This is a genomic window from Citrobacter sp. Cf118 (genome assembly GCF_030334095.1).
GTDB lineage: Bacteria > Pseudomonadota > Gammaproteobacteria > Enterobacterales > Enterobacteriaceae > Citrobacter > Citrobacter freundii.
The window spans coordinates 161,564-182,184 of the sequence record NZ_JAOWES010000087.1 but is presented as its reverse complement, the minus strand read 5'-3'; the positions used below and the strand labels follow the sequence as shown (position 1 = coordinate 182,184).

Below are 20,621 nucleotides of genomic sequence, written 5' to 3'. Positions count from 1 at the left end.
GATGCTTCTCCATCCCAGGGAGAACACTAATGAAACCACAGGTTTATCACGTCGATGCCTTTACTTCAGTACCCTTTCGCGGCAATTCAGCGGGAGTGGTGTTGCATGCTGACGGATTGAGCGAAGCACAGATGCAACTTATTGCTCGCGAGCTGCGTCATTCGGAAACCGCATTCCTGCTGACCAGTGACGACAGCGATGTTCGCATTCGTTATTTCACGCCGACGGTCGAAGTTCCTATCTGTGGACACGCTACCGTCGCCGCACATTATGTGCGCGCCAAGGTGCTGGGTCTGGGCAACAGCACCGTCTGGCAAACCTCGCTCGCCGGTCGTCATCGGGTCGATATTGAAGCAAGTGACAATGACTATCGCATCAGCCTTGAACAAGGCGTACCTGGATTCGAAGCTCCGCTGGAAGGTGCTGTACGTGCCGCGATAATCGATGCACTGCACCTGAGCGAAGACGATATGCTGCCCGGATTACCCATTCAGGTAGCCACTACCGGACACTCTAAAGTAATGATTGCGCTGAAGCCTGAGGTGGACCTCGACGCCCTTTCCCCGGATTTGCCTGCCCTGACCGCTATCAGCAAGCAAATTGGCTGTAACGGTTTCTTCCCTTTTCAAATTCGCAAGGGCGAAAACGCCACCGATGGCCGCATGTTCTCGCCTGCTATTGGTATTGTGGAAGATCCGGTTACCGGCAATGCCAACGGTCCAATGGGCGCGTGGCTGGTTCAACATGGATTGATGCCGCATGACGGAAAAACGCTACGTGTTCAGGGGCATCAGGGCCGCGCGCTCGGGCGTGACGGTATTGTTGATGTGACGGTGGCTATCCGTGAAAACCTGCCGGAAAAAGTGACTATTACCGGTTCGGCAGTGATCCTGTTTCACGCCGAATGGGCGATAGATTTTTAATGGTTCCCGTAGGCCGGATAAGGCGATAACGCCGCATCCGGCATGACTTCCGATGCCCCTATTTCCCCGCCTCCGGATGCGTATCAAACGCCGCCATGACCGTCGCCAGCTCATCTTCGGTAAACCCATGCTTCACGTCATCTACGCCCAGTCCAAACTGTTCCTGCAGCAAGGCATACAGGCTGGCGACATCGGGCAGATTAATCTGCTCTATCGCCCGACCATCCTGATAACGGGTGAAATGAAAATTGGTCAACGTCAGCTTACCGCCGTCCGGAAGATGACGACACATCAGCAAATGATGACGAAAATGCGATTGTGGCCAGTGCGCGGACCAGAAATTGCCCATCAGATAATCGCTCTGGTGCTGCACGACCAGGTCAAAACGGTACATTGATTGCCAGTGATCGTGATGGCGGAACTGCAGGATCCAATCGTCCCCCTCCTGAACCAGACGATATTCGCCGTGTGGCGTTTGCTGCTCAATGTCGGCCTGCAGACGAATCGGCGCCGTCAGCGTTTGCCCGCCGAAGCCAACGTCGGCGATCCACTGCTCTCCCTGTAATTCAACCAGCAACAGACGATGCGTGCGCGGCGGCAGACTTGACGGATTTGCCAGTACCACACGACCGAGAAGGCTGCGTACGTTAAAACCGATTTCGCGTAACGCGCGCTCAAACACTCCATTCTGTTCAAAGCAATAACCGCCACGATGCGCCGTCACCAGCTTCTCTTCCAGCGACAAATCGTCAAGCTGCATCTCTCTTGGCAGTAATACATCCAGGTTTTCAAACGGAATCGCGCCGTTGTGCAGTAAATGCAGCGCTTTTAAAGTTTCAATGTCGACGCTGGCCGAATCTGACCAGCCAATACGGGCAAAATAAGCGGTTAAAAAAGGCGTCATAGGGAGTTCCTGTTCGATTAATGCAGTACTTATAACTCATTTTTAATTTTACGCCGTCGATTTTGTGCGTTGTTCCTCCAGACGAGGCGACAAAATCGCTAATACCGTTAATATCTATATCTATTGTGGTGTGTTATCTCTCAGCCCAGGAGCATCCATGAGCCATTTTCGTTCAATCGAATTAAAACATGCCAGTCGGCTGCTTAACCACGGCCCTACGATACTGATCACCAGCCGGGATGAGCATACCGAGCGGCGCAATGTGATGGCGGCGGCATGGTCAATGCCGGTGGAATTTGAACCGCCGCGGATTGCAATTGTTGTTGATAAGACTGCCTGGTCGCGTGAACTGATTGAGCGTAGCGGCAAGTTCGGTATTGTTATTCCGGGCGTGGCCGCTACCAACTGGACTTACGCGGTGGGCAGCGTTTCCGGTCGCGTGGAAGATAAATTTAACTGCTACGGTATTCCGGTGGTAAAAGGTCCGGTGCTGGGATTACCGTTAATAGAAGCGAAATGTCTGGCCTGGATGGAGTGTCGTCTGCTGCCTGCAACGGCGGCACAGGAAAAATATGACACCCTGTTTGGGGAAGTGGTCTCGGCTGCCGCTGATGAGCGAGCTTTCGTGGAAGGACGCTGGCAGTTTGATGATGATAAACTCAATACCCTGCATCATCTTGGCGCCGGAACGTTTGTCACCAGCGGGAAACGCATAACAGCGGCTGAATAATACGGGCGCAATAATCGCCCGTTTTCTTTCACATGCTGTAGCCGGGTTTTTTAATCAGCCTCGTCATCTGTGGTGCGATTTCCGCATCCCATACCGCCTGCCAGGCATCCGGCTCAACTTCATTCAGCGCCACGCTCACTGAACTCTCTTTGCTTTGTAAATGACGAATAATGACTTCGGTAATATCCGTCGCCAGTGCGGCCTTCTCTTCTTCGTTCAAATCGCGAGGAAAACATTTGATATCAACGTGCGGCATGACAGGTTCCTTATTGTTTTGGGATGCAGGTAACTTATGCGGACTCTCTTCAACCAGGTGAAATCCGACATCAATAATATCGTCTTCACGTGGAATTTGTTCGATACGATCGGCAAACAGAGAGGCGACGCGTTGTCCAATGGCCCGTCGGAGTTCGCCCGCTGTTCCGGGATTTGCACTCCTGCGGAACAGCGTTTTTTTATTCAAATAATCTTATTGCTTTTCAGTACAGTACGCAGCCTCGGATGCTGACAAACTGCATCAGCGATAGCGCTAATATTCGGCGTGTTGTCCTGAAACCAGTCATGCCCAGGTCCCCAGCTGCGCATAACGGCAATATATACGTCCAGTAGTGTTAGCTGATCCCCGAATGCGTACGGCTCGGCGTTTAGCTGATCGTTCAGCCACATATAGAGGGATTTACGGTACTCAATGCAGTTCTTTTTCAACTGCGCCGGGGCGTCCGGTACCCAACGTTCTGGATAGTCGGCATAGGTAAACGTGGGATAGACATTTGCTACCAGCCATATCAACAGACGCTGAAACTGCTGGCGTTCGGCGTGTCCAACGGGTGGTGAAAGTTCAGGGCGACGATCGAGAATCATCAGCGCGATCGCCGCCGTTTCTGTCATCACACTGCCATTTTCCAGTACCAGCGTGGGCACCTGGCATAGTGGATTCATCGTCTTAAGCAACTCCCGCTGAGGGCCGTCACTGTCAAAACCGTCGACATTAATAAAATGATAAGGGATCTCCGCCAGTGTGAGCATCACTTCACTGATGGCCGATCCCCAGCCCGGTACCCCATAGACCTTAATCATGCTGCAATCCCCAAAGTTAAAACCCTAAGTGTAGAGCAGCATTCGGCAACCTATGCAGACATGATTATTACTTTCATAATAACAATGGTCGAATACCGGGGGAGAATAAGCCATGCGTTCCAGTATGTTTGAATATATGAACATTTTTGTACAGGTTGTTGAGCAAGGTGGATTTGCCAGAGCAGCAGACGTGTTACACCTGCACCGCCCTGCAGTGACCAAAGCTATCCAACATCTTGAAGACGATCTGGGAGCAAAGTTGCTTAACCGCACGACTCGTAAAGTGAGTCTGACAGAAGAAGGTGACGCTTTTTACCAACGCACAAAAATCCTGCTCAGTGACGTTGATGACATCATGGCTTCTTTCTCACCCACTCGCCCTCCGCGCGGAAAACTCAGGGTGAATGCCCCCCTGTCGCTGGCTCACTCGGTATTAGTCCCGGCCCTGAACGATTTCCAGTCGCGCTACCCGGATATTGAGATTGTCCTCACCTCCACCGACCGCAGAATCGATCTGCTTGCCGAAGGTATCGACTGCATGATTCGCATTGGCGAGTTACAAGACTCTTCTCTGATTTCACGGCGGCTTGGTGAGGTAAAAATGGTGACATGCGCGTCCCCGAATTATTTGCAAAAACACGGCGTACCGCAGACGCCAGAGGATTTATCCCGACATCAGGCAATTAACTTTTTCAGTGAACGTCATCGTGAAGCACTGGAATGGTCCTTCGTCCGTGAGGGTGAAACCGTGTCGTTTATCCCTACAGGTCACATCTGCGTTGATAACTCCGACATTCTTTTGACAGGCTGTTTATCCGGACTCGGTATCATCCACGGTGTGCACGCGGTACTGGCCCCCTGGATCCAGTCGGGCCAGCTCGTAGAGGTGCTGGCCGATTATGCCGGGGAATCAAAACCCGTTTCCGTGCTCTACCCGGACAGGCGCCATCTTGCCCCCCGCGTTCGGGTGTTTATTGACTGGCTGTGTGCGCTTTTTACCGAGCAAAAATCGCGCCTACAGGGATTATTATAATCTAAGTAATAGTGAAGTTCCGCAACGGCGGTTTTTCACCCTCATCTGAGCCGTTAAATTGTGCAGACCCAATACAGAACAATTTACAGAGGTTTGCTATGTCTAAGGTCGTGGTTTTTAATCAACCAGGCGACGCTGACGTCCTGACAATACAGGATATGCCAGTTTTGGCTCCGCGTGCGGATGAAGTTCAGATACGCGTACGCGCAATCGGCATTAACCGTGCGGAAATTATGTATCGTACCGGCCAGTATATTTACCAACCCAAATTTCCGGCTCGTCTGGGCTATGAGGCTTCTGGCGTTGTTGAATCCGTGGGAGACAACGTGCGTGAGTTTGCGCCCGGCGATAGCGTCAGCGTCATCCCGGCTTTCAGCTTCCATGAGTATGGTATGTACGGTGAAGTCGTCAATGCTCCAGCCCATGCTGTCGTCAAACATCCTGAGAATCTTAGCTTCGAGGAAGCCGCGGCGAGCTGGATGATGTATGTGACCGCTTTCGGTGCGCTGGTTGAATATGCGGATATTAAGCCTGGTGATAACGTACTGATCAATGCTGCTTCCAGCAGCGTCGGACTGGCGGCAATTCAGATTGCTAACATGCGGGGAGCAAAACCGATTGCGATGACGCGCACCAGTGAGAAACGTGCCCAGCTTCTGCAACTTGGCGCGGCAGAGGTTATCGCCAGCCAGGAGCAGGATCTGGTGGCGGAGATTAACCGGATCACTGACGGCAAAGGTACCCGCGTGGTCTTCGATCCGGTCGGTGGCCCTGGCGTGGCAAAAATTGCCCAGGTGATGCCTGCCGGCGGACTCTTTTTCCAGTATGGCTCTCTTGATGCGCGTGATTTGTCGATTCCGGTAATTGAGATACTCGGTCGCCATCTGACCTTCCGCGGCTATGAGATTTTCGAAATCACCACGAACCCGGAAAAACTGTCACGTGCAAAACGGTTTATCTTTGAAGGACTGCAATCCGGTAAGCTCAAACCGCTGATTGATAAAACCTTTGCCTTTGATGATATCGTTGAAGCACATCAATACATGGAAGCCAACGGTCAGGTGGGCAAAATCGTCGTCACCCTGTAATCCTTGTGCGGCACAGTTTTGTGCCGCAAATTACCCTCAAAGCACTTTCGACAAAAACTGCTGGGTGCGCGTGTGGCGTGGATGATTCAACACCTGCTCGCTGCTGCCCTGCTCGACGATTTTGCCATCAACCATAAACACCACCTGATCCGCCACCTCCCTAGCGAAGCCAATCTCGTGCGTCACCACCACCAGCGTGGTTCCCGACTTCGCCAGCGTTTTAATGACATCCAGGACTTCGCCCACCAGCTCAGGATCCAGTGCAGATGTAGGCTCATCAAACAGCATGACGCGCGGATTTAGCGCCAGTGCACGGGCAATAGCGATACGCTGCTGCTGACCGCCAGATAAGTGACGCGACCAGGCATCGGCTTTATTGCGCAACCCTACCGCATCAAGCAGCGTTAATGCCCGCTCGGTGGCGGCTTTACGCGATGCCAGTCCGTGCGCAATGGGCGCTTCAATCAGGTTCTCCAGCACCGTTAAGTGCGGGAACAGATTAAAGTTCTGGAACACATAGCCGACGTTAACCCGCTGGCGCAAAATTTCCGCCTCTTTCAGCTCATACAGCTTGTCTCCCTGCCGACGATAGCCAATGTAATCGCCATCGATTTGAATAAAACCCTCATCGACGCGTTCCAGATGGTTGATGGTACGCAGGAGTGTGGATTTCCCTGAACCGGACGGCCCGAGAATGACCGTTACCGTTCCGGGAGGGATCTCCAGCGACACATTATCCAATGCTTTGTGGCGACCAAAGTATTTGCTGACGCCGGTAATAGAAATATGGCCTTCAGGCGAGTGGGACATGGACGGCCTCCTGCTGTGGACGTTGACGACTGCATTTTTCTGCACGGCTCACCCGGACTGTGTTGATCGCTGAACGTCGTTCGCTGCGTGCCAGCGTGCGTTCGACCAGATGCTGAATAAGCGACAGAATGCTGGTGATCACCAGATACCACACCGCACCCACCATCAGCAGCGGGATCACTTCCTGCGTGCGGTTGTATATCATCTGGATGGTGTAGAACAGCTCCGGCATTGCCAGCACGTATACCATCGCCGTCCCTTTCGCCAGACTGATGATTTCATTGAAGCCAGCAGGCAAAATGGTGCGCAGCGCCTGCGGCAGAATAATCCGCAGCGTACGTCGCCCTGCTGGTAAGCCCAGTGCTGCCGCTGCCTCGTACTGACCGTGATCGACCCCTAAAAATCCACCCCGAATAATTTCAGCGGTATAGGCGCTTTGTACCAGCGTCAGGCCAACCACCGCAGTGGAAAACTGACCGAGTACATTGATGGTCTCAAAACTTCCCCACTGAATGGGAGTGAACGGAATACCAATCGTCAGCGTGTCGTACAGATAGGAGAAGTTGTACAGAACGATTAGCACCACAATCAGCGGTAACGAACGAAACAGCCAGATGTACCCCCAGGCCAGACAGTTCAACAGCCAGGAAGATGAAAGCCGCGCCAGCGCCAGCAGACCGCCGATGAGAATACTCAACAGCGTCCCGATAAGTGTCAGTAACAGCGTTTGTCCAAGACCAGACAAAATCACCGGATCGAAGAACCAGCGGGCAAACACACTCCATTCCCAGCGCGGATTAAACGCCACAGACTGGAGAATCACCGCCAGGGCAAACAAAGCAATGACCGCGCCAACGGTGCGCATGGGGTAACGCGCCGGTACGACTTTAATGCTATCTGTCGTTTTCATCTTCTCTCCTCAGGCGATTCTGGCCTGACCGGCAATAGTCAGCAGTTTGGTAAAGCGCAGTCGTCCATCAAACGGTGGCTGGCTGTACTCTTCTGGATTGCGCGTCGTATCAAATTGCGGATCGTAGCCCTGGCTTAAATAAAGTCTGACGGCCTCCGGCTGGCGAAATCCTGTGGTCAGATATATCCGGCTGTAGCCCGCGAGTAGCGCCCGACGTTCCAGTTCCTGCACTACACGCGCCGCAAGTCCCTGCTGACGCAGGCTGCTTTTTGTCCAGATACGCTTAATCTCGGCAGTGTCCTTGTCGTAAGGTTTGTAAGCCCCGGTGGCGATAATTTCGCCGCCACGCTCCAGGACCACAAAAAGTCCCTGCGGTGCCAGATACCATTCGGTCAGTTCCACTTCAGCGTCACGAGAAAAATAATCGCCATAGCGGGCAGCATACTCACCGAACAGACCGTTCAAAATGGGCTGTAGCTCGCTGGCTTCAGGTGAGACCACGCGAAATTGATCGCTCACGATGACCTCCTTAGTCGCCTAAACCGGCCGGGTTGATTTCAGATTGCGGAATGCGTTCCACCCCTTCTCCCCAGCGATTCAGCACCTTGTCATAATCGCCGTTGCCAATCACGCCGTTGAGGGCGGTTTGTACCGGCAGAACCAGACCGCTGTCCTTTTTCAGCGTCACAGCAATGTGTGCCGCTTTTGGCCAACCGCCATCAACACTACCCACCAATTGCGTTTTACCGTTGAGTGCAGCTTTCCATGCGCCGATTACATTAGGGCCGAAGTAGGCATCGGCGCGGCCTGACTGTAGGGCCAGGGTTTGCGCGGCATCATCTTTGGTATACACCGGCGTAAACGGCTGTAACCCTTTCTTCACGTTCTCATCGTTCCAGGCCAGCAGGATGGCTTCCTGGTTCGTCCCTGAACCGACGATAATGCGCAGTCCAGCGATATCTTCCGCCTGCTCGATTTTCTTCAGCTTGCTACCGGTTTTGACATAAAAGCCAAGAGAGTCTTTCCGATACGTCGCGAAATCGAATTTTTCTTTGCGTGCTTTGGTGACGGTAATATTGCTGATCGCGGCATCGTATTTGCCGGAAGTGACGCCCAGCGGCCAGTCTTCCCATGACGTAGGTACGACGTTGAGTTCCAGCCCCAAACTGTCAGCCACCAGACGCGCGATGTCCGCCTCGCTGCCGATCAGCGTCTTATTGTCATCGGCAAAGACGGTCAGCGGTGGTTGGCTGAGCCCGGCAATCGCCACGGTGAATTTGCCCGGTACGGCCAGGTGCAGGTTTGCGGGCAATTGCGCAATCGCCTGCGGATTCTTTGCCGTATTGATCGGCGTTTTATTGGCTTCCAGACTTACGCCCGTGCCGTTAATCGTCACATCATTTGCCCAGACAGTTGCGCTGAAAGCCAGCGACAGTACGAGGAATACTGATTTTTTCTGCATAGCGTTTTTCTCTTATTGTGTGAATTGATTTGCAGGTGTCGTTAATCCCAGGCTTGCGCGCAGGGTCGTACCGGGATATTCATGGCGGAACAGGCCCCGCGCCTGAAGCACAGGGACAACCTGTTCGACAAAACGCGGGAAGGTATCCGGCGTTCCGCCCTGGATAATAAAACCGTCTGCGGCTTTCTCGTCGAACCACTGCTGCAGGCCGTCGGCGACCTGTTCCGGCGTGCCGCTGAAACGCGGACGTGGGCTGGCCGCTTCCAGAGCAACCTGGCGGAGTGTTAAGCCACGCTCGCGCGCGTTGCGTTTGATCTCATCAGTCGTACTGCGAAAGCTGTTTTGTCCGAGAGAGCCAAGATCCGGGAACGGTGCGTCCAGCGGATATTGGGCAAAATCATGATGTTCAAAGTAGCGGCCAAGATAGTTCAGCGCGTCGGTAACGGAGACCAGCGCAGCGGTAGTCTGATACTGCTGCTCAACGTCCTCTGCGCTGTCGCCAACAATAATACTGACGCCCTGGAATATATGCAGTTGATCGGGATGTCGTCCGGCGATTTCCAGCTGACTTTTTACATCCTGATAGAACGCCTTAGCCTCTGCCAGAGACTCCTGATGGGTAAAAATGGCATCAGCATGCTGCGCCGCTAATTTCTTGCCATCTGCTGAAGCTCCCGCCTGAAATATAATCGGACGACCTTGTGGCGTACGCCCAATATTTAACGGCCCGGCGACCTGAAAATAATCTCCATGATGGTTTAGCGTGTGCAGTTTATGCGGATTAAAAAATTCCCCGCTTGTTTTATTACGGGTAAAAGCTTCGTCTTCCCAGGAATCCCACAGTCCTTTCACTACCTGTAAATATTCATCGGCAATACGATAACGCTGGGCATGCTCCGGATGCTGAGCGCGAGAATAGTTTTTTGCCGATCCTTCCAGAGGCGACGTAACCACGTTCCAGCCCGCACGCCCGTTGCTGAGATGGTCCAGGCTGGCGAACTGTCGTGCGGTCGTAAACGGCTCGCTGTATGATGTGGACACTGTGCCAACCAGTCCCAGATTCTGGGTGATGCTGGCCAAAGCGGATAATACTGTCAGCGGCTCAAAACGATTTAAAAAGTGCGGGATTGATTTTTCATTAATATACAGACCATCGGCGACAAAAATAAAATCCAGCTTCCCTTTTTCCGCAATAAGCGCCGTCTCTTTGACAAAATCAAAATTAATACTGGCATCGGCCTGAGCCGCCGGGTGGCGCCATGCGGACATATTTCCCGATGCGCCATGCAGAATAGTTCCGAGCCGTAGTTGCCGATTTTCAGCCATAATAACCCCTACCCAACAGGTAAACTTAAAGGTGTGCGAATGCCGTTTTTGCTAACTGCGCAAAGTAATGTGCGGCAGGTTCAATTAAACGTTCGTCTGGATTAAATCCCGGGTGATGTAATCCGTATTCACTGGCGCTGCCAATACTGACAAATGCGCCTGGGGTATTTTGCAGGTAGACGGCAAAATCCTCCCCGCCCATATGCAGGTCAGCATGGTGAGTGGTGTAGCCTGACTTTTTCGCCACCGTGGTGGCGATATCGGCCCAACGCGCATCGTTCACCAACGCGGTCGGCCCCGCATGCCAGATAACGTCTATTTGTGCGCCAAAGGCATGGGCAAATCCGGCAGCGATGTCATTAACCCGTGCTTTAACCTGCTGCTGTACCTGAGTCCGGTGCGTTCTGAGCGTCCCTTCCAGCTCAACGGACTCTGGCAGTACGTTCCATGTATTTCCTCCCTGAATACGGGTCACGCTGAGTACCACCGAATCCAGCGTGTTAACGTCGCGACTGGCAACGCTTTGCAACACGGTTACCAACTGGCTGGCAAGCAGGATGGCATCTTTGCCTTCATGCGGACGCGCCGCATGTGCGCCCTTGCCATTTATGCGCAGCACGAAGCGATCGACATTGGCATAGAACGCACCGCCGCGTGTGGCAAATTCGCCCACCGGCAAACCGGGCTCATTGTGCATACCAAAAATAGCCGCTACGTTTTGCAGCGCACCGGCGCGGATCAACGTTTTTGCGCCGCCGAAACTCTCTTCAGCTGGTTGAAACAAAATACGTACTCGCCCCGGTAAGGTTGTTTCCTGTTGTTTAAGCAGCAGTGCTGCTCCAAGCATGACGCTGGTATGGACGTCATGCCCGCAGGCATGCATCACGCCCGGTGTGAGGGAACGAAACGGAACGTCGGCGCTTTCTTCTATCGGTAGCGCATCGATATCCGCCCGCAGCGCGATGACATCTTCTCCCTTGCCGATTTCCGCGACCAGACCGGTTTTCAGCTCGAACGGCAGAATGTCGACATCCGCAGCGTGCAACCAGGCCTGAATGCGCCTGGTGGTTGCTTCCTCCTGCAGGGAAAGCTCCGGGTGCTGATGTAATTCACGACGCCAGTTGATAAGCGTTGAGCTGAGGGTCATCAGAGCACCTCCACGGCATTATGGACTTGTGCCAACAAACGCAGCGATGTCAGACGCGCGTGGCCCTCCGCCACTGGCGTGTCGATAATGAACTCATCAATACCAAATTGCGTATGCAGAGCATTCAGCTTTACCATCACCTCTTGAGCGGTGCCGTGTAACAACGCCAGTTCACGACGCGCGATTTTGCGTGGCGAACTACCCGCCTGTACGGCGAATGCCAGGGCTTGCTCTTCGCTGGCGACTGTAACGCGTTGACCATTTTCCAGCTCAACGCCCCAGATTTGCACGTTTTCCGCCAGTTGCGCAGCGGTATCGTGACTGTCAGCCACAATCACCTGAACGGCGACTATCGTCGGGCGGTCGCTGTGGGTCTGCCAGAAGGACAAAACCTCACGTAATAACGCTTTGTCACCGTTGAGGTGCGCAGCGAAGATAAAATTCCAGTCGGATTGCGCTGCTAACTGTGCGCTTTGCACACTGGCTCCGAGTACAAATCCTTCTGGCGGTATTGGTGGGATTGGCGTCGGGAATACCGTTTCCCCGCTTTCCGTTCCGTTCAGCGCCAGCCAGCCGTTAAGCTGAGAAAGCTGATCGGCAAAACTGCCTTTTTCTTCCTGATGCAGTCCATGCTGTAACGCCTGAGTCGATAACGGTAAGCCGCCAGGGGCTTTCCCTACACCGAGATCGACACGTCCAGGAGCCAGTGATGCCAGAAGATTGAAGTTTTCCGCCACTTTGTACGGGCTGTAATGTTGCAGCATCACGCCGCCGGAACCAACGCGGATACGCTGGGTTTGCCCGAGGATCCAGGCGATCACCAGCTCCGGCGATGGACTGGCCAGTTGTGGCGTATTATGGTGTTCCGCGATCCAGAAACGATGGTACCCCCACTCTTCCGCCAGTTGCGCCAGGCGCAACGTCCGGGAAAGCGCAGTCGCGGCAGTTTCACCTTCCCCGATGGGGCTTTTATCCAGAACACTCAGGCGATATGACATGTTACGAGCCTATGTTTGTTAACATGTCTTTATTATTAATTTATCAAATAGTCATACTGAAACATTTAATTCACATTTGCTCAGCTAAAAAGTAGATAACAAACCCTACCGCAGCCAGGGTTAAAATTTGGATCGCCCAGTACCGCTAAACTGAAAAACACCCGCAATTAATAGCCTACAAAATATAATAGGGTCGTTGATATCACGGTAATAACATCAAAATCTTTTCATGCCAGTTTTCTTTTTTCGAAATGGTTTTTTAGCGCAATTTACGTTAAGTCAGTTTAAACGACTTGTAACGTTATGCGCTTGTATTAATTGTTTCACTTTTATGACGTGGGATGAATGATTTACATGGAAATTTTTATTTTAACTACTTCCACAGAAATGATGATTAGTAGAGAATGCAACGTTTCTTATTAAAACGGTTTAAAACAGATTTCTAATATCCCCCGATTTCATTGCGGGGATTTTTGTATGGATTATACATAGCATCATGGGACCTCTATGAAAAGTAACATGCCCGTTACACAAATTGAGCACGCACTTAACGATAAAACGACGCTGCTTTCTACGACAGATAAAGAAAGTCATATTACCTACGCCAACTCCGCATTTATTGATGCCAGCGGATTTAACGAACAGCAATTAATGGGCGAACCGCATAATATTATTCGCCATCCTGATATGCCTCCCGCGGCGTTCGCCGATATGTGGTACACGCTACAGCAGGGAGACAGCTGGACGGGGATGGTTAAAAACCGTCGGCAGAATGGCGACCATTACTGGGTTCGCGCCAACGTTACACCGGTCTGGCACAATGAAAAGCTCACTGGCTACATTTCAGTGCGTACCGTTCCTTCGCGCGATGAAATAACTCAAAGCGAAAGTTTATATCAAAAAATTAATAGCCAGCAGTTTAAAGGGTTTCGACTTTTTAAAGGCATTATCATTCGCCGCGGCATATTGTCATGGGCGTCAATGTTTAAATGGCTGAGCATTAGCCAACGCGTCAATTATTCTTTAGGGGTAATCGCCCTGCTCGCTGTGCTATTTCTTTTTGCTCCTGTTAATCCATTTATTCAGGCGGGAGGGTTGCTGTTCTTATTTCTGATGCTTGCTATTTACCTTAAGTATCAAATTTGTCAGCCAGTTAATACGCTACTGACGCAAATGAAGAAAGTGGTATCCGGGAGAAAACCTGATAACTGTCATTTAAATCGGGTGGATGAGATCGGAATGTTGATGCGCCTGGTTAATCAGTCCGGGCTTAATCTGAATTCACTGGTCGATGATGTCAGTACGCAAATATCCGGTATTCGCGCTATCAGTCAGCGAGTATCAAAAGAAGGTACGGCGCTTCATAAGCGTTCCGAAGAAACCTCCGCCGACCTGCAACAAACCGCTGCCGCCATTGAAGAAATTGGTAGCGCGGTACAGCAAACTGCTGAGACTGCGGCACATACTATGACCATGGCCGATAAAACCAGCGCTAATGCGGCAGAAGGCGGCGATATCATGAAACAAACTATCGCCATGATGCAGGCGATATCGCGTGACAACGGGCAGATCGTCGACATCATCGGCGTCATTGATAGTATCGCCTTTCAGACCAATATTCTGGCGCTCAATGCCGCGGTCGAGGCCGCGCGAGCCGGAGACTCAGGACGCGGTTTCGCCGTTGTGGCGGCAGAGGTCCGTAATCTGGCACAGCACTCAGCGTCTGCAGCAAAAGAGATCAAACAGTTGATTGAGAAGAACGTCGCCAACGTGAATAGCGGCGTCAAAATGGTAGAACAAACGGAGACGCATCTTACCGGGATGATTGGCGATGTCCTGCAGATGTCGATGATGATCAAAGATATTAGTCTGGCGACACGTGAGCAAACCCTGGCGCTGGATCTGATTAACGATTCGATTTCACGCGTTGGCACCATGACACACAATAATGCCGAGATGGTGGAGCGTGTCACCGATGCTACCGCCGATCTGACTCAACGTTCATCGCGCTTACAGCAGGCCGTTCAGGTCTTTGGCGTATCAGCATAACCTTACGGCGCTTATCGGGTGAATGTCTCGATAAGCGCACTCCTCTCCAGGTATTTACGCCCTTCTCTTTTATTGGCTGAATCGAGGCCACACCGCGCCAGTGCAGGCTGTACAAAAATGCTGAATTCTTGTTATCGAGGCTTTGCGGAACCGAACAATTGAATGTAGGATGCTCGGCCGGCAGTTTTCCCCCGTAACACAATGAAGGGTAAGGCTGTTTTCGCCGCAGCAGGTGCGGCAAAAAGGATTTGTATTTTTGTCAGGTCAACAGGAAAAGTAATGAACACAAACAACACGCAAGCCGCGGAACAACATGCGGCGAAACGACGCTGGTTGAATGCCCACGAAGAGGGGTATCACAAAGCGATGGGAAATCGACAGGTACAGATGATCGCCATTGGCGGCGCAATTGGTACCGGGTTGTTTTTAGGGGCTGGCGCGCGCTTGCAGATGGCTGGTCCTGCTTTGGCGCTGGTTTATCTGGTGTGCGGTATTTTTTCGTTCTTTATACTGCGCGCGCTTGGCGAACTGGTTTTACATCGCCCTTCCAGCGGCAGCTTTGTCTCCTATGCCCGTGAATTTTTAGGTGAGAAAGCCGCCTATGTGGCTGGCTGGATGTACTTTATCAACTGGGCGATGACCGGCATTGTCGATATCACCGCGGTGGCGTTGTATATGCATTACTGGGGCGCATTTGGTGATGTACCGCAGTGGGTATTCGCCCTCGGCGCGCTGACCATTGTCGGCACCATGAACATGATCGGCGTGAAGTGGTTCGCGGAGATGGAGTTTTGGTTTGCACTGGTCAAAGTGTTGGCGATTGTGATTTTCCTGGTGGTGGGTACCGTCTTTTTAGGCACCGGAAAGCCATTGGATGGTAACGCCACGGGTTTTCACCTGATCACCGACAACGGTGGAGTCTTCCCACATGGCTTGCTGCCGGCGCTGGTACTGGTTCAGGGGGTGGTTTTCGCGTTTGCCTCCATTGAACTGGTGGGCACCGCTGCTGGAGAATGCAAAGATCCACAAACCATGGTGCCGAAAGCGATCAATAGCGTTATCTGGCGTATTGGTCTGTTCTATGTGGGTTCTGTCGTGCTGCTGGTTCTGTTACTGCCGTGGAATGCCTATCAGGCAGGGCAAAGCCCGTTTGTTACCTTCTTCTCCAAACTGGGCGTGCCGTATATCGGCAGTATCATGAATATCGTGGTGCTCACCGCGGCGCTTTCCAGCCTTAACTCTGGGCTGTACTGCACCGGACGTATTTTACGTTCCATGTCGATGGGCGGATCGGCGCCGAAATTCATGGCTAAAATGAGCCGCCAACAGGTACCCTGGGCGGGGATCCTCGCCACGCTGGTCGTCTATGTCGTCGGGGTATTTCTGAACTATCTGGTGCCGTCGCAGGTGTTTGAGATCGTGTTGAACTTCGCGTCGTTGGGCATTATTGCGTCGTGGGGCTTTATCATGGTCTGTCAGATGCGTCTGCGCCGGGCCATAAAAGAAGGTAAAACGGCAGACGTTAGCTTTAAACTGCCGGGCGCTCCGTTTACCTCGTGGCTAACCCTGGTGTTCCTGCTGAGCGTGCTGGTGTTGATGGCGTTTGACTATCCAAACGGCACCTACACTATCGCGTCATTACCGTTGATTGCCATCCTGCTGGTTGCAGGCTGGTTCGGCGTGCGTAAACGCGTCGCGGAAATCCACCGCACCGCGCCGTAATGGCTGAAGGCCTGACAGGTTAACCCTTCAGGCCTTCTTTTTTAGTTCGCTTCAATCAACTGCGCTACATCGTTGCTGTTAATTTCCCGCGCGTTTCCATCCTGATCGGTATAGCTGGTCATTCCCGTATCTTTATCCAGTTTTGGCTTACCCTGGGTGGTAATGGTTTGTCCGCTTTTGGTCGTCATGACGTAATCAGTGGTGCATCCTGCCAGGGTAAACAGCATTACGCCTGCACAAAGACAGATAAATGGCTTTTTCATGGTATTCCCGTGTTATTCAGTTAGCCGTTGAGGGCGTAGTGTAAGTCCCTGAAGTGGGTCGGGCTACTGGCGGGGTGTAACGAGGCGTATCGTGGGGTTTAGAGAAATGACAGGAGGGGTTTCCCCCTCCGGTTTTTTTACAGCGCAATACGAATAACATCGTCCGGCTGGGTAGCTTCCTGCTCGCGGGTAGATTTCTGTTTCACGCTGACGTACAGGGTTTTACCATCGGCAGAGAGCGCCAGGCTATTCGGGAATGTTGGGGTATCAAACGTTTTGACGACTTTATAGCTTTTCGCGTCGATCACACTTACTTTACCGGCCTGGCGATGAGTCACGTAGGCTTCATTACGCGTCGGGTTGAACAGCACGGCAAGGGATTCCGGCGCGGCGACTTTTGCCAGTACGTTGCCGTTACGGGTGTCGATTACCAGCACTTCCGCCGCTTTAGAGTCGGTGACAAATGCACGGTTGCCCGCTGTGTCCAGGCTCAGGTTGATAAAGAAATGCTCTTTCCCATCATCCAGCAGTTTTTTGCGGCTGAGAATTTTGTTGGTGGTGGTATCGATGGTAATGAATTCACCGTCCGCGTTGGCGGTGTACAGGCGCTTAGCCTTGCTGTCGACAGCCAGAGCGGTGCTCATTTTGCCGGTATTTTGGATGGTGTCCTTCAGTTTAATGGCGTCGCCGTCCACCACCCAAATCACGCTCTCTTTACCAATACCGCTAATGTATACCGTGTTAGTGGCGTCATCTGCGGCCAGCTCACGCGGCTGCAGCGGGCGAACATCTTCAGAACGCTTACGCGCATCCAGCACCAGACGTCCTTTCACCGCGCCCGTTTTAGCATCCATCGCCGTTACCGCGCTATTTACCGTGTTGCCGAACCACAGCGTTTGCGTGGCGTTATTGATGGTGGCACCAAACGGTTTGAGATCGTTATGAATCACCTGAGTCACTTCGAGGGTGACCGGGTCAAGGCGGTAAACCACCCCGCCGGTATCCAGTTTGCGGCTCTGTGAGGTCGCCAGCCACAGCGCGTTCTCTTGTTGGCTGTACGCCATTTCATAAGCGCCTTTACCGACGGCTTTGCGCAGCAGTTCTTCCGCAGCCTGCGTAGTAAAAGATGATGCAACGAGCAGTGAACCTAACAGTAAAGAACCACGCAGACGCGGTGAAAACAGATGACGTAAAGACATGACGACTCCCTTTGATAAATTCGTTTGTTACTGCTTCACATAGCTTCAATGAGCAAAATCATGGTTTTGCCTTTTTAAGAATGAGAATAGTAATCATTATTTATCTCAATGTGGAGTATTTATTCGCTTTCGGGTTGTAACCTTCTCATTTTCTCCATGAATAATCGCTTTTCATCCAGATAACGTCATTGGTATTTTACCAGGCCTACATTTCGTACGAAGCAGGCCTGGTTACAGACATTCACAGTCTTCCACTCTTACGCATCAATCCTCAGCAAGACGAATAACTACCTTGCCGAAGTTTTTGCCGGTCAGCAGACCGATAAAGGTTTGTGGCGCATTTTCCAGACCGTCGGTCACCTGCTCGCGGTAGTGGATTTTGTCCTCTTTAAGCCAGCGCCCCATCTCCCGCTGAAACTCCTGAATGCGGTGACCATAATCCTGACCAATGATAAAACCCTGCATCCGGATACGCTTTTTCAGCAGCGTTGCCATTAACAGCGGTAATCTGTCAGGTCCGGCCGGAAGCGACGTTGCGTTATAACCACTGACCAGGCCACAAAGCGGAATCCGCGCTGAAGTATTGAGCAATGGCAGAACGGCATCAAATACTTTTCCGCCGACGTTTTCATAATAAATATCAATTCCTTGCGGGCAAGCTTTTGCCAGTTGTTGCGCAAAATCTTGTGCGTGGTGATCGAGGCAAACATCAAAGCCCAGCACCTCTGTGGCATGTCGGCATTTCTCTGCCCCACCTGCCACACCGATTACCCGGCAGCCTTTAAGCTTACCGATCTGCCCAACCGTTGCGCCAACCGGCCCGGTTGCGGCGGCTACCACCAGCGTTTCTCCCGCTTTCGGCTGACCGATATCCAGCAGACCCATATAAGCGGTAAACCCCGGCATACCCATAACACCCAGCGCCCAGGAGGGATGTTCGGGATGAGCGCCAAGCTTCACTAGTCCGTTACCGTCGGAGATGTCATAGTCCTGCCAACCGCTGTAGCTCAATACCCATTCGCCTGGCTGGTAGTCCGGATGGCGGGATGACACCACGCGACTTACGGTACCACCCACCATAACACCACCAATCTCTACTGGTGGTGAGTAAGATGGCTCATCGCTCATGCGGCCACGCATGTAGGGATCGAGGGAAAGATAAACAGTGCGCAGCAAAACCTGGCCTTCGCCCGGGGATGCCACCTCATCTTCTTCAAGACGGAAGTTCTCTGGGACTGGCGCGCCATGTGGACGGGAAGCCAGTACCCAGCGACGGTTACGATTAGTCTGTTGACCCATGATGTGCTCCTCTGCTTTTGGCATGAATCCATCAATAGTAGCAGTCTGCGCCTGCTATTTAGCTGACGACGTGGTTTAACCGCACAACCAGGTAAACGCAGGGTTTCACGGTTTCATTGATAAACCGACAGTCATTCGGCGGGCCAAGTTCCAGGCAATCACCTGCCTGCATTTCATGGCGTATGTCCCCTTCCACAAAGACTAATTCCCCCTGCTGTAACCAGATAAGTTGTCTGGCCTGCACATAGGAAGAAGCTGGCATCGGGATATCACTTCCGGCGGGTAATTCAATCTGCACCAGATCGATAGGTAGATCGCTGCGCGGTGAAACATGGCGGCGCAGATAGTGGCTTTGCGGATCGTGCCAGACGGGCTGGTCAGCGAAGCGCAGCAGCTTGCCCTCCTGCATTTCAGCCCGCGCAATCAGGGTAGACATGCTGATGCCAAACGCACCGGAAAGTCTACCCAGCAGCGTAGCCGTTGGACTACTCTCGCCGCGTTCTATTTTATGGATCATGGCCCGCGACACGCCCGCGCGCTCGGCAAGTTCCGTGAGTGACCAACCGCGAGATTCCCGCTCAATGCGAATTCTTGCACTGATCCGTTGATTTATACTGTCTTCAATAGTATTCATATTGTAATACTATAGTGAACAAGCCCTGAGGTTCAACATGTCAATTCGATTTGCCAGCAAAGAAGACTGCGCCGCCATTGCAGAAATCTACAACCATGCGGTACTGCATACGGCGGCTATCTGGAATGATCAAACGGTCGATGCCGAAAACCGTATTTCCTGGTATGAATCCCGACAATTGATGGGGTATCCGGTACTGGTGAGTGAAGAGAATGGCGTGGTTACGGGATACGCCTCCTTTGGCGACTGGCGTAACTTTGATGGCTTCCGTCATACCGTTGAACATTCGGTGTATGTCCATCCAGAACATCAGGGAAAAGGACTCGGACGAGCACTACTCAGCAGACTGATAGACGAAGCCCGCGCATGCGGCAAGCATGTAATGGTGGCAGGGATTGAGTCTCAGAATCAGGCATCACTGCATCTGCACAGCTTGCTGGGCTTTAAAACCACCGCGCAAATGCCACAGGTTGGAACCAAATTTGGGCGGTGGCTGGATCTGACTTTCATGCAGTTGCAGTTAGACGATCGTCGTGAACCGGATGCCCTTAGATGAACCAGACGCTGACCCTCTCCTTTCTGATTGCCGCTGGTATTGGTCTGGTGGTGCAAAATACCTTGATGGTACGCATCACGCAGACGTCCTCGACGATCCTTATCGCCATGTTACTTAACTCGCTGGTCGGGATCGTGCTGTTTGTCAGCATATTGTGGTTTAAGCAAGGTTTAGCAGGGTTTGGTGAATTGGTTTCCAGCATACGCTGGTGGACACTCATCCCCGGCTTGTTGGGATCGTTCTTTGTTTTCGCCAGCATTAGTGGATATCAAAATGTAGGCGCTGCCACGACGATTGCGGTACTGGTTGCCAGCCAGCTTATCGGGGGACTGATACTGGATATTCTGCGCAGTCACGGCGTGCCGCTACGGGCGCTAGTGGGCCCAATTTGTGGCGCGGTAATGTTGGTGATCGGGGCATGGCTGGTGGCGAGACGTTCGTTTTAATTGCGCTTATCCGACCTACAGAACGCGCCTGTAGGCCGGATAAGA

Annotated in this window: 22 protein-coding genes and 1 pseudogene; 8 read left to right on the top strand and 15 right to left on the bottom strand. The window is 52.3% G+C overall.

The genetic code is table 11. The annotated features are described in order from the left end of the window. The first annotated feature begins 29 nt into the window (after positions 1–29). Entirely contained in the window at positions 30–923 is an 894-nt protein-coding gene (locus OGX67_RS16140; protein ID WP_016150259.1) for a PhzF family isomerase, read from the top strand. 58 nt (positions 924–981) lie between these two features. On the opposite strand, the gene nhoA is transcribed toward OGX67_RS16140, so the two are convergent. Then, positions 982–1,827, bottom strand: coding sequence for an N-hydroxyarylamine O-acetyltransferase (gene nhoA / locus OGX67_RS16135; RefSeq protein ID WP_048217737.1), 846 nt, complete (start codon positions 1,825–1,827; stop codon positions 982–984). Positions 1,828–1,984: 157 nt separating this feature from the next. Here nhoA and OGX67_RS16130 point away from each other — a divergent pair, with 157 nt between their 5' ends. Then, positions 1,985–2,557 carry a flavin reductase family protein gene (locus OGX67_RS16130; RefSeq protein ID WP_003020117.1) on the top strand — a complete coding sequence of 191 codons (573 nt, stop codon included), beginning with the start codon at positions 1,985–1,987 and terminating at the stop codon, positions 2,555–2,557. 28 nt (positions 2,558–2,585) lie between these two features. Here the strand turns inward: OGX67_RS16130 and pptA are convergent, their stop codons facing one another. The 3 genes and pseudogenes from pptA to OGX67_RS16115 form a co-directional block, all read right to left on the bottom strand. Then, positions 2,586–2,813, bottom strand: coding sequence for a tautomerase PptA (gene pptA, locus OGX67_RS16125; protein WP_003836197.1), 228 nt, complete (start codon positions 2,811–2,813; stop codon positions 2,586–2,588). A gap of 48 nt (positions 2,814–2,861) precedes the next feature. Then, positions 2,862–2,963, bottom strand: a pseudogene (locus tag OGX67_RS16120) (GntR family transcriptional regulator); the annotation flags it as partial. A gap of 53 nt (positions 2,964–3,016) precedes the next feature. Beyond that, positions 3,017–3,634: a glutathione S-transferase family protein gene (locus tag OGX67_RS16115; protein ID WP_003836190.1), complete on the bottom strand. Its 618-nt coding sequence runs from the start codon at positions 3,632–3,634 to the stop codon at positions 3,017–3,019. 112 nt (positions 3,635–3,746) lie between these two features. Between OGX67_RS16115 and OGX67_RS16110 the strand changes: the two genes are divergently transcribed. Further along, positions 3,747–4,667 carry a LysR family transcriptional regulator gene (locus tag OGX67_RS16110; protein ID WP_257651203.1) on the top strand — a complete coding sequence of 307 codons (921 nt, stop codon included), beginning with the start codon at positions 3,747–3,749 and terminating at the stop codon, positions 4,665–4,667. A 98-nt stretch (positions 4,668–4,765) separates the two neighbouring features. After that, complete coding sequence (locus tag OGX67_RS16105) at positions 4,766–5,755, top strand: zinc-dependent alcohol dehydrogenase family protein (protein WP_257651202.1); 990 nt, start codon at positions 4,766–4,768, stop codon at positions 5,753–5,755. A 36-nt stretch (positions 5,756–5,791) separates the two neighbouring features. Here the strand turns inward: OGX67_RS16105 and OGX67_RS16100 are convergent, their stop codons facing one another. The 7 genes from OGX67_RS16100 to OGX67_RS16075 are packed head-to-tail and all read right to left on the bottom strand — an operon-like array spanning position 5,792 to position 12,408. After that, positions 5,792–6,565: an amino acid ABC transporter ATP-binding protein gene (locus OGX67_RS16100; RefSeq protein ID WP_071696119.1), complete on the bottom strand. Its 774-nt coding sequence runs from the start codon at positions 6,563–6,565 to the stop codon at positions 5,792–5,794. After that, on the bottom strand, positions 6,549–7,475 hold the full coding sequence (locus OGX67_RS16095; protein ID WP_286526810.1) for an amino acid ABC transporter permease: 927 nt from the start codon (positions 7,473–7,475) through the stop codon (positions 6,549–6,551). The genes OGX67_RS16100 and OGX67_RS16095 overlap by 17 nt, the downstream gene beginning before the upstream one ends. Positions 7,476–7,484: 9 nt before the next feature. Then, a complete protein-coding gene (locus OGX67_RS16090) occupies positions 7,485–7,994 on the bottom strand; it encodes a GNAT family N-acetyltransferase (protein WP_048217555.1) in 510 nt (169 codons plus the stop codon). A 10-nt stretch (positions 7,995–8,004) separates the two neighbouring features. Then, positions 8,005–8,937: an ABC transporter substrate-binding protein gene (locus OGX67_RS26985; protein WP_502873747.1), complete on the bottom strand. Its 933-nt coding sequence runs from the start codon at positions 8,935–8,937 to the stop codon at positions 8,005–8,007. Between the two features lie 12 nt (positions 8,938–8,949). Next, positions 8,950–10,263 carry an LLM class flavin-dependent oxidoreductase gene (locus OGX67_RS26980; RefSeq protein ID WP_502873746.1) on the bottom strand — a complete coding sequence of 438 codons (1,314 nt, stop codon included), beginning with the start codon at positions 10,261–10,263 and terminating at the stop codon, positions 8,950–8,952. A gap of 25 nt (positions 10,264–10,288) precedes the next feature. Beyond that, on the bottom strand, positions 10,289–11,410 hold the full coding sequence (locus OGX67_RS16080) for an amidohydrolase (RefSeq protein ID WP_257651201.1): 1,122 nt from the start codon (positions 11,408–11,410) through the stop codon (positions 10,289–10,291). Then, positions 11,410–12,408 carry an MsnO8 family LLM class oxidoreductase gene (locus OGX67_RS16075; RefSeq protein WP_032949336.1) on the bottom strand — a complete coding sequence of 333 codons (999 nt, stop codon included), beginning with the start codon at positions 12,406–12,408 and terminating at the stop codon, positions 11,410–11,412. Before OGX67_RS16075 ends, OGX67_RS16080 begins: the two co-directional genes overlap by 1 nt. Positions 12,409–12,915: 507 nt before the next feature. On the opposite strand from OGX67_RS16075, the gene OGX67_RS16070 reads away from it, so the two are divergent. Both OGX67_RS16070 and ansP read left to right on the top strand, forming a co-directional pair. Further along, positions 12,916–14,457 (top strand): methyl-accepting chemotaxis protein, encoded by a 1,542-nt coding sequence (locus OGX67_RS16070; RefSeq protein ID WP_257651200.1) that lies wholly within the window; start codon positions 12,916–12,918, stop codon positions 14,455–14,457. 279 nt (positions 14,458–14,736) lie between these two features. Beyond that, positions 14,737–16,179 carry an L-asparagine permease gene (ansP, locus tag OGX67_RS16065; RefSeq protein ID WP_257651199.1) on the top strand — a complete coding sequence of 481 codons (1,443 nt, stop codon included), beginning with the start codon at positions 14,737–14,739 and terminating at the stop codon, positions 16,177–16,179. A 41-nt stretch (positions 16,180–16,220) separates the two neighbouring features. Here the strand turns inward: ansP and OGX67_RS16060 are convergent, their stop codons facing one another. From OGX67_RS16060 to OGX67_RS16045, 4 genes are all read right to left on the bottom strand, one after another. Next, a complete protein-coding gene (locus OGX67_RS16060; RefSeq protein WP_003020157.1) occupies positions 16,221–16,442 on the bottom strand; it encodes a YgdI/YgdR family lipoprotein in 222 nt (73 codons plus the stop codon). A 137-nt stretch (positions 16,443–16,579) separates the two neighbouring features. Further along, complete coding sequence (gene yncE, locus OGX67_RS16055) at positions 16,580–17,641, bottom strand: 7-bladed beta-propeller protein YncE (RefSeq protein WP_257651198.1); 1,062 nt, start codon at positions 17,639–17,641, stop codon at positions 16,580–16,582. 264 nt (positions 17,642–17,905) lie between these two features. After that, positions 17,906–18,940: an NADPH-dependent curcumin/dihydrocurcumin reductase gene (gene curA / locus OGX67_RS16050; RefSeq protein WP_049015567.1), complete on the bottom strand. Its 1,035-nt coding sequence runs from the start codon at positions 18,938–18,940 to the stop codon at positions 17,906–17,908. Positions 18,941–18,998: 58 nt separating this feature from the next. Further along, the gene (locus OGX67_RS16045; RefSeq protein ID WP_071696124.1) at positions 18,999–19,574 is read right to left on the bottom strand and encodes a helix-turn-helix domain-containing protein; all 576 of its coding nucleotides are present in this window, start codon (positions 19,572–19,574) and stop codon (positions 18,999–19,001) included. A gap of 37 nt (positions 19,575–19,611) precedes the next feature. On the opposite strand from OGX67_RS16045, the gene OGX67_RS16040 reads away from it, so the two are divergent. Both OGX67_RS16040 and OGX67_RS16035 read left to right on the top strand, forming a co-directional pair. Next, a complete protein-coding gene (locus tag OGX67_RS16040; RefSeq protein ID WP_003836165.1) occupies positions 19,612–20,130 on the top strand; it encodes a GNAT family N-acetyltransferase in 519 nt (172 codons plus the stop codon). Continuing rightward, positions 20,127–20,576: a DMT family transporter gene (locus tag OGX67_RS16035; protein ID WP_003836163.1), complete on the top strand. Its 450-nt coding sequence runs from the start codon at positions 20,127–20,129 to the stop codon at positions 20,574–20,576. The genes OGX67_RS16040 and OGX67_RS16035 overlap by 4 nt, the downstream gene beginning before the upstream one ends. The last annotated feature ends 45 nt before the right edge of the window (positions 20,577–20,621 follow it).

Excerpts from the sequence above, each read along its gene's own strand:
- OGX67_RS16105 (WP_257651202.1), top strand. The coding sequence starts at position 4,766 with ATGTCTAAGGTCGTGGTTTTTAATCAACCAGGCGACGCTGACGTCCTG.
- OGX67_RS16095 (WP_286526810.1), bottom strand. The coding sequence starts at position 7,475 with ATGAAAACGACAGATAGCATTAAAGTCGTACCGGCGCGTTACCCCATG.
- OGX67_RS16115 (WP_003836190.1), bottom strand. The coding sequence starts at position 3,634 with ATGATTAAGGTCTATGGGGTACCGGGCTGGGGATCGGCCATCAGTGAA.
- yncE (WP_257651198.1), bottom strand. The coding sequence starts at position 17,641 with ATGTCTTTACGTCATCTGTTTTCACCGCGTCTGCGTGGTTCTTTACTG.
- curA (WP_049015567.1), bottom strand. The coding sequence starts at position 18,940 with ATGGGTCAACAGACTAATCGTAACCGTCGCTGGGTACTGGCTTCCCGT.
- OGX67_RS16060 (WP_003020157.1), bottom strand. The coding sequence starts at position 16,442 with ATGAAAAAGCCATTTATCTGTCTTTGTGCAGGCGTAATGCTGTTTACC.
- OGX67_RS16110 (WP_257651203.1), top strand. The coding sequence starts at position 3,747 with ATGCGTTCCAGTATGTTTGAATATATGAACATTTTTGTACAGGTTGTT.
- OGX67_RS16140 (WP_016150259.1), top strand. The coding sequence starts at position 30 with ATGAAACCACAGGTTTATCACGTCGATGCCTTTACTTCAGTACCCTTT.
- ansP (WP_257651199.1), top strand. The coding sequence starts at position 14,737 with ATGAACACAAACAACACGCAAGCCGCGGAACAACATGCGGCGAAACGA.
- OGX67_RS26985 (WP_502873747.1), bottom strand. The coding sequence starts at position 8,937 with ATGCAGAAAAAATCAGTATTCCTCGTACTGTCGCTGGCTTTCAGCGCA.
- OGX67_RS16045 (WP_071696124.1), bottom strand. The coding sequence starts at position 19,574 with ATGAATACTATTGAAGACAGTATAAATCAACGGATCAGTGCAAGAATT.
- OGX67_RS16075 (WP_032949336.1), bottom strand. The coding sequence starts at position 12,408 with ATGTCATATCGCCTGAGTGTTCTGGATAAAAGCCCCATCGGGGAAGGT.
- OGX67_RS16100 (WP_071696119.1), bottom strand. The coding sequence starts at position 6,565 with ATGTCCCACTCGCCTGAAGGCCATATTTCTATTACCGGCGTCAGCAAA.
- OGX67_RS16130 (WP_003020117.1), top strand. The coding sequence starts at position 1,985 with ATGAGCCATTTTCGTTCAATCGAATTAAAACATGCCAGTCGGCTGCTT.
- OGX67_RS16070 (WP_257651200.1), top strand. The coding sequence starts at position 12,916 with ATGAAAAGTAACATGCCCGTTACACAAATTGAGCACGCACTTAACGAT.
- nhoA (WP_048217737.1), bottom strand. The coding sequence starts at position 1,827 with ATGACGCCTTTTTTAACCGCTTATTTTGCCCGTATTGGCTGGTCAGAT.
- OGX67_RS16080 (WP_257651201.1), bottom strand. The coding sequence starts at position 11,410 with ATGACCCTCAGCTCAACGCTTATCAACTGGCGTCGTGAATTACATCAG.
- pptA (WP_003836197.1), bottom strand. The coding sequence starts at position 2,813 with ATGCCGCACGTTGATATCAAATGTTTTCCTCGCGATTTGAACGAAGAA.
- OGX67_RS16040 (WP_003836165.1), top strand. The coding sequence starts at position 19,612 with ATGTCAATTCGATTTGCCAGCAAAGAAGACTGCGCCGCCATTGCAGAA.
- OGX67_RS26980 (WP_502873746.1), bottom strand. The coding sequence starts at position 10,263 with ATGGCTGAAAATCGGCAACTACGGCTCGGAACTATTCTGCATGGCGCA.
- OGX67_RS16035 (WP_003836163.1), top strand. The coding sequence starts at position 20,127 with ATGAACCAGACGCTGACCCTCTCCTTTCTGATTGCCGCTGGTATTGGT.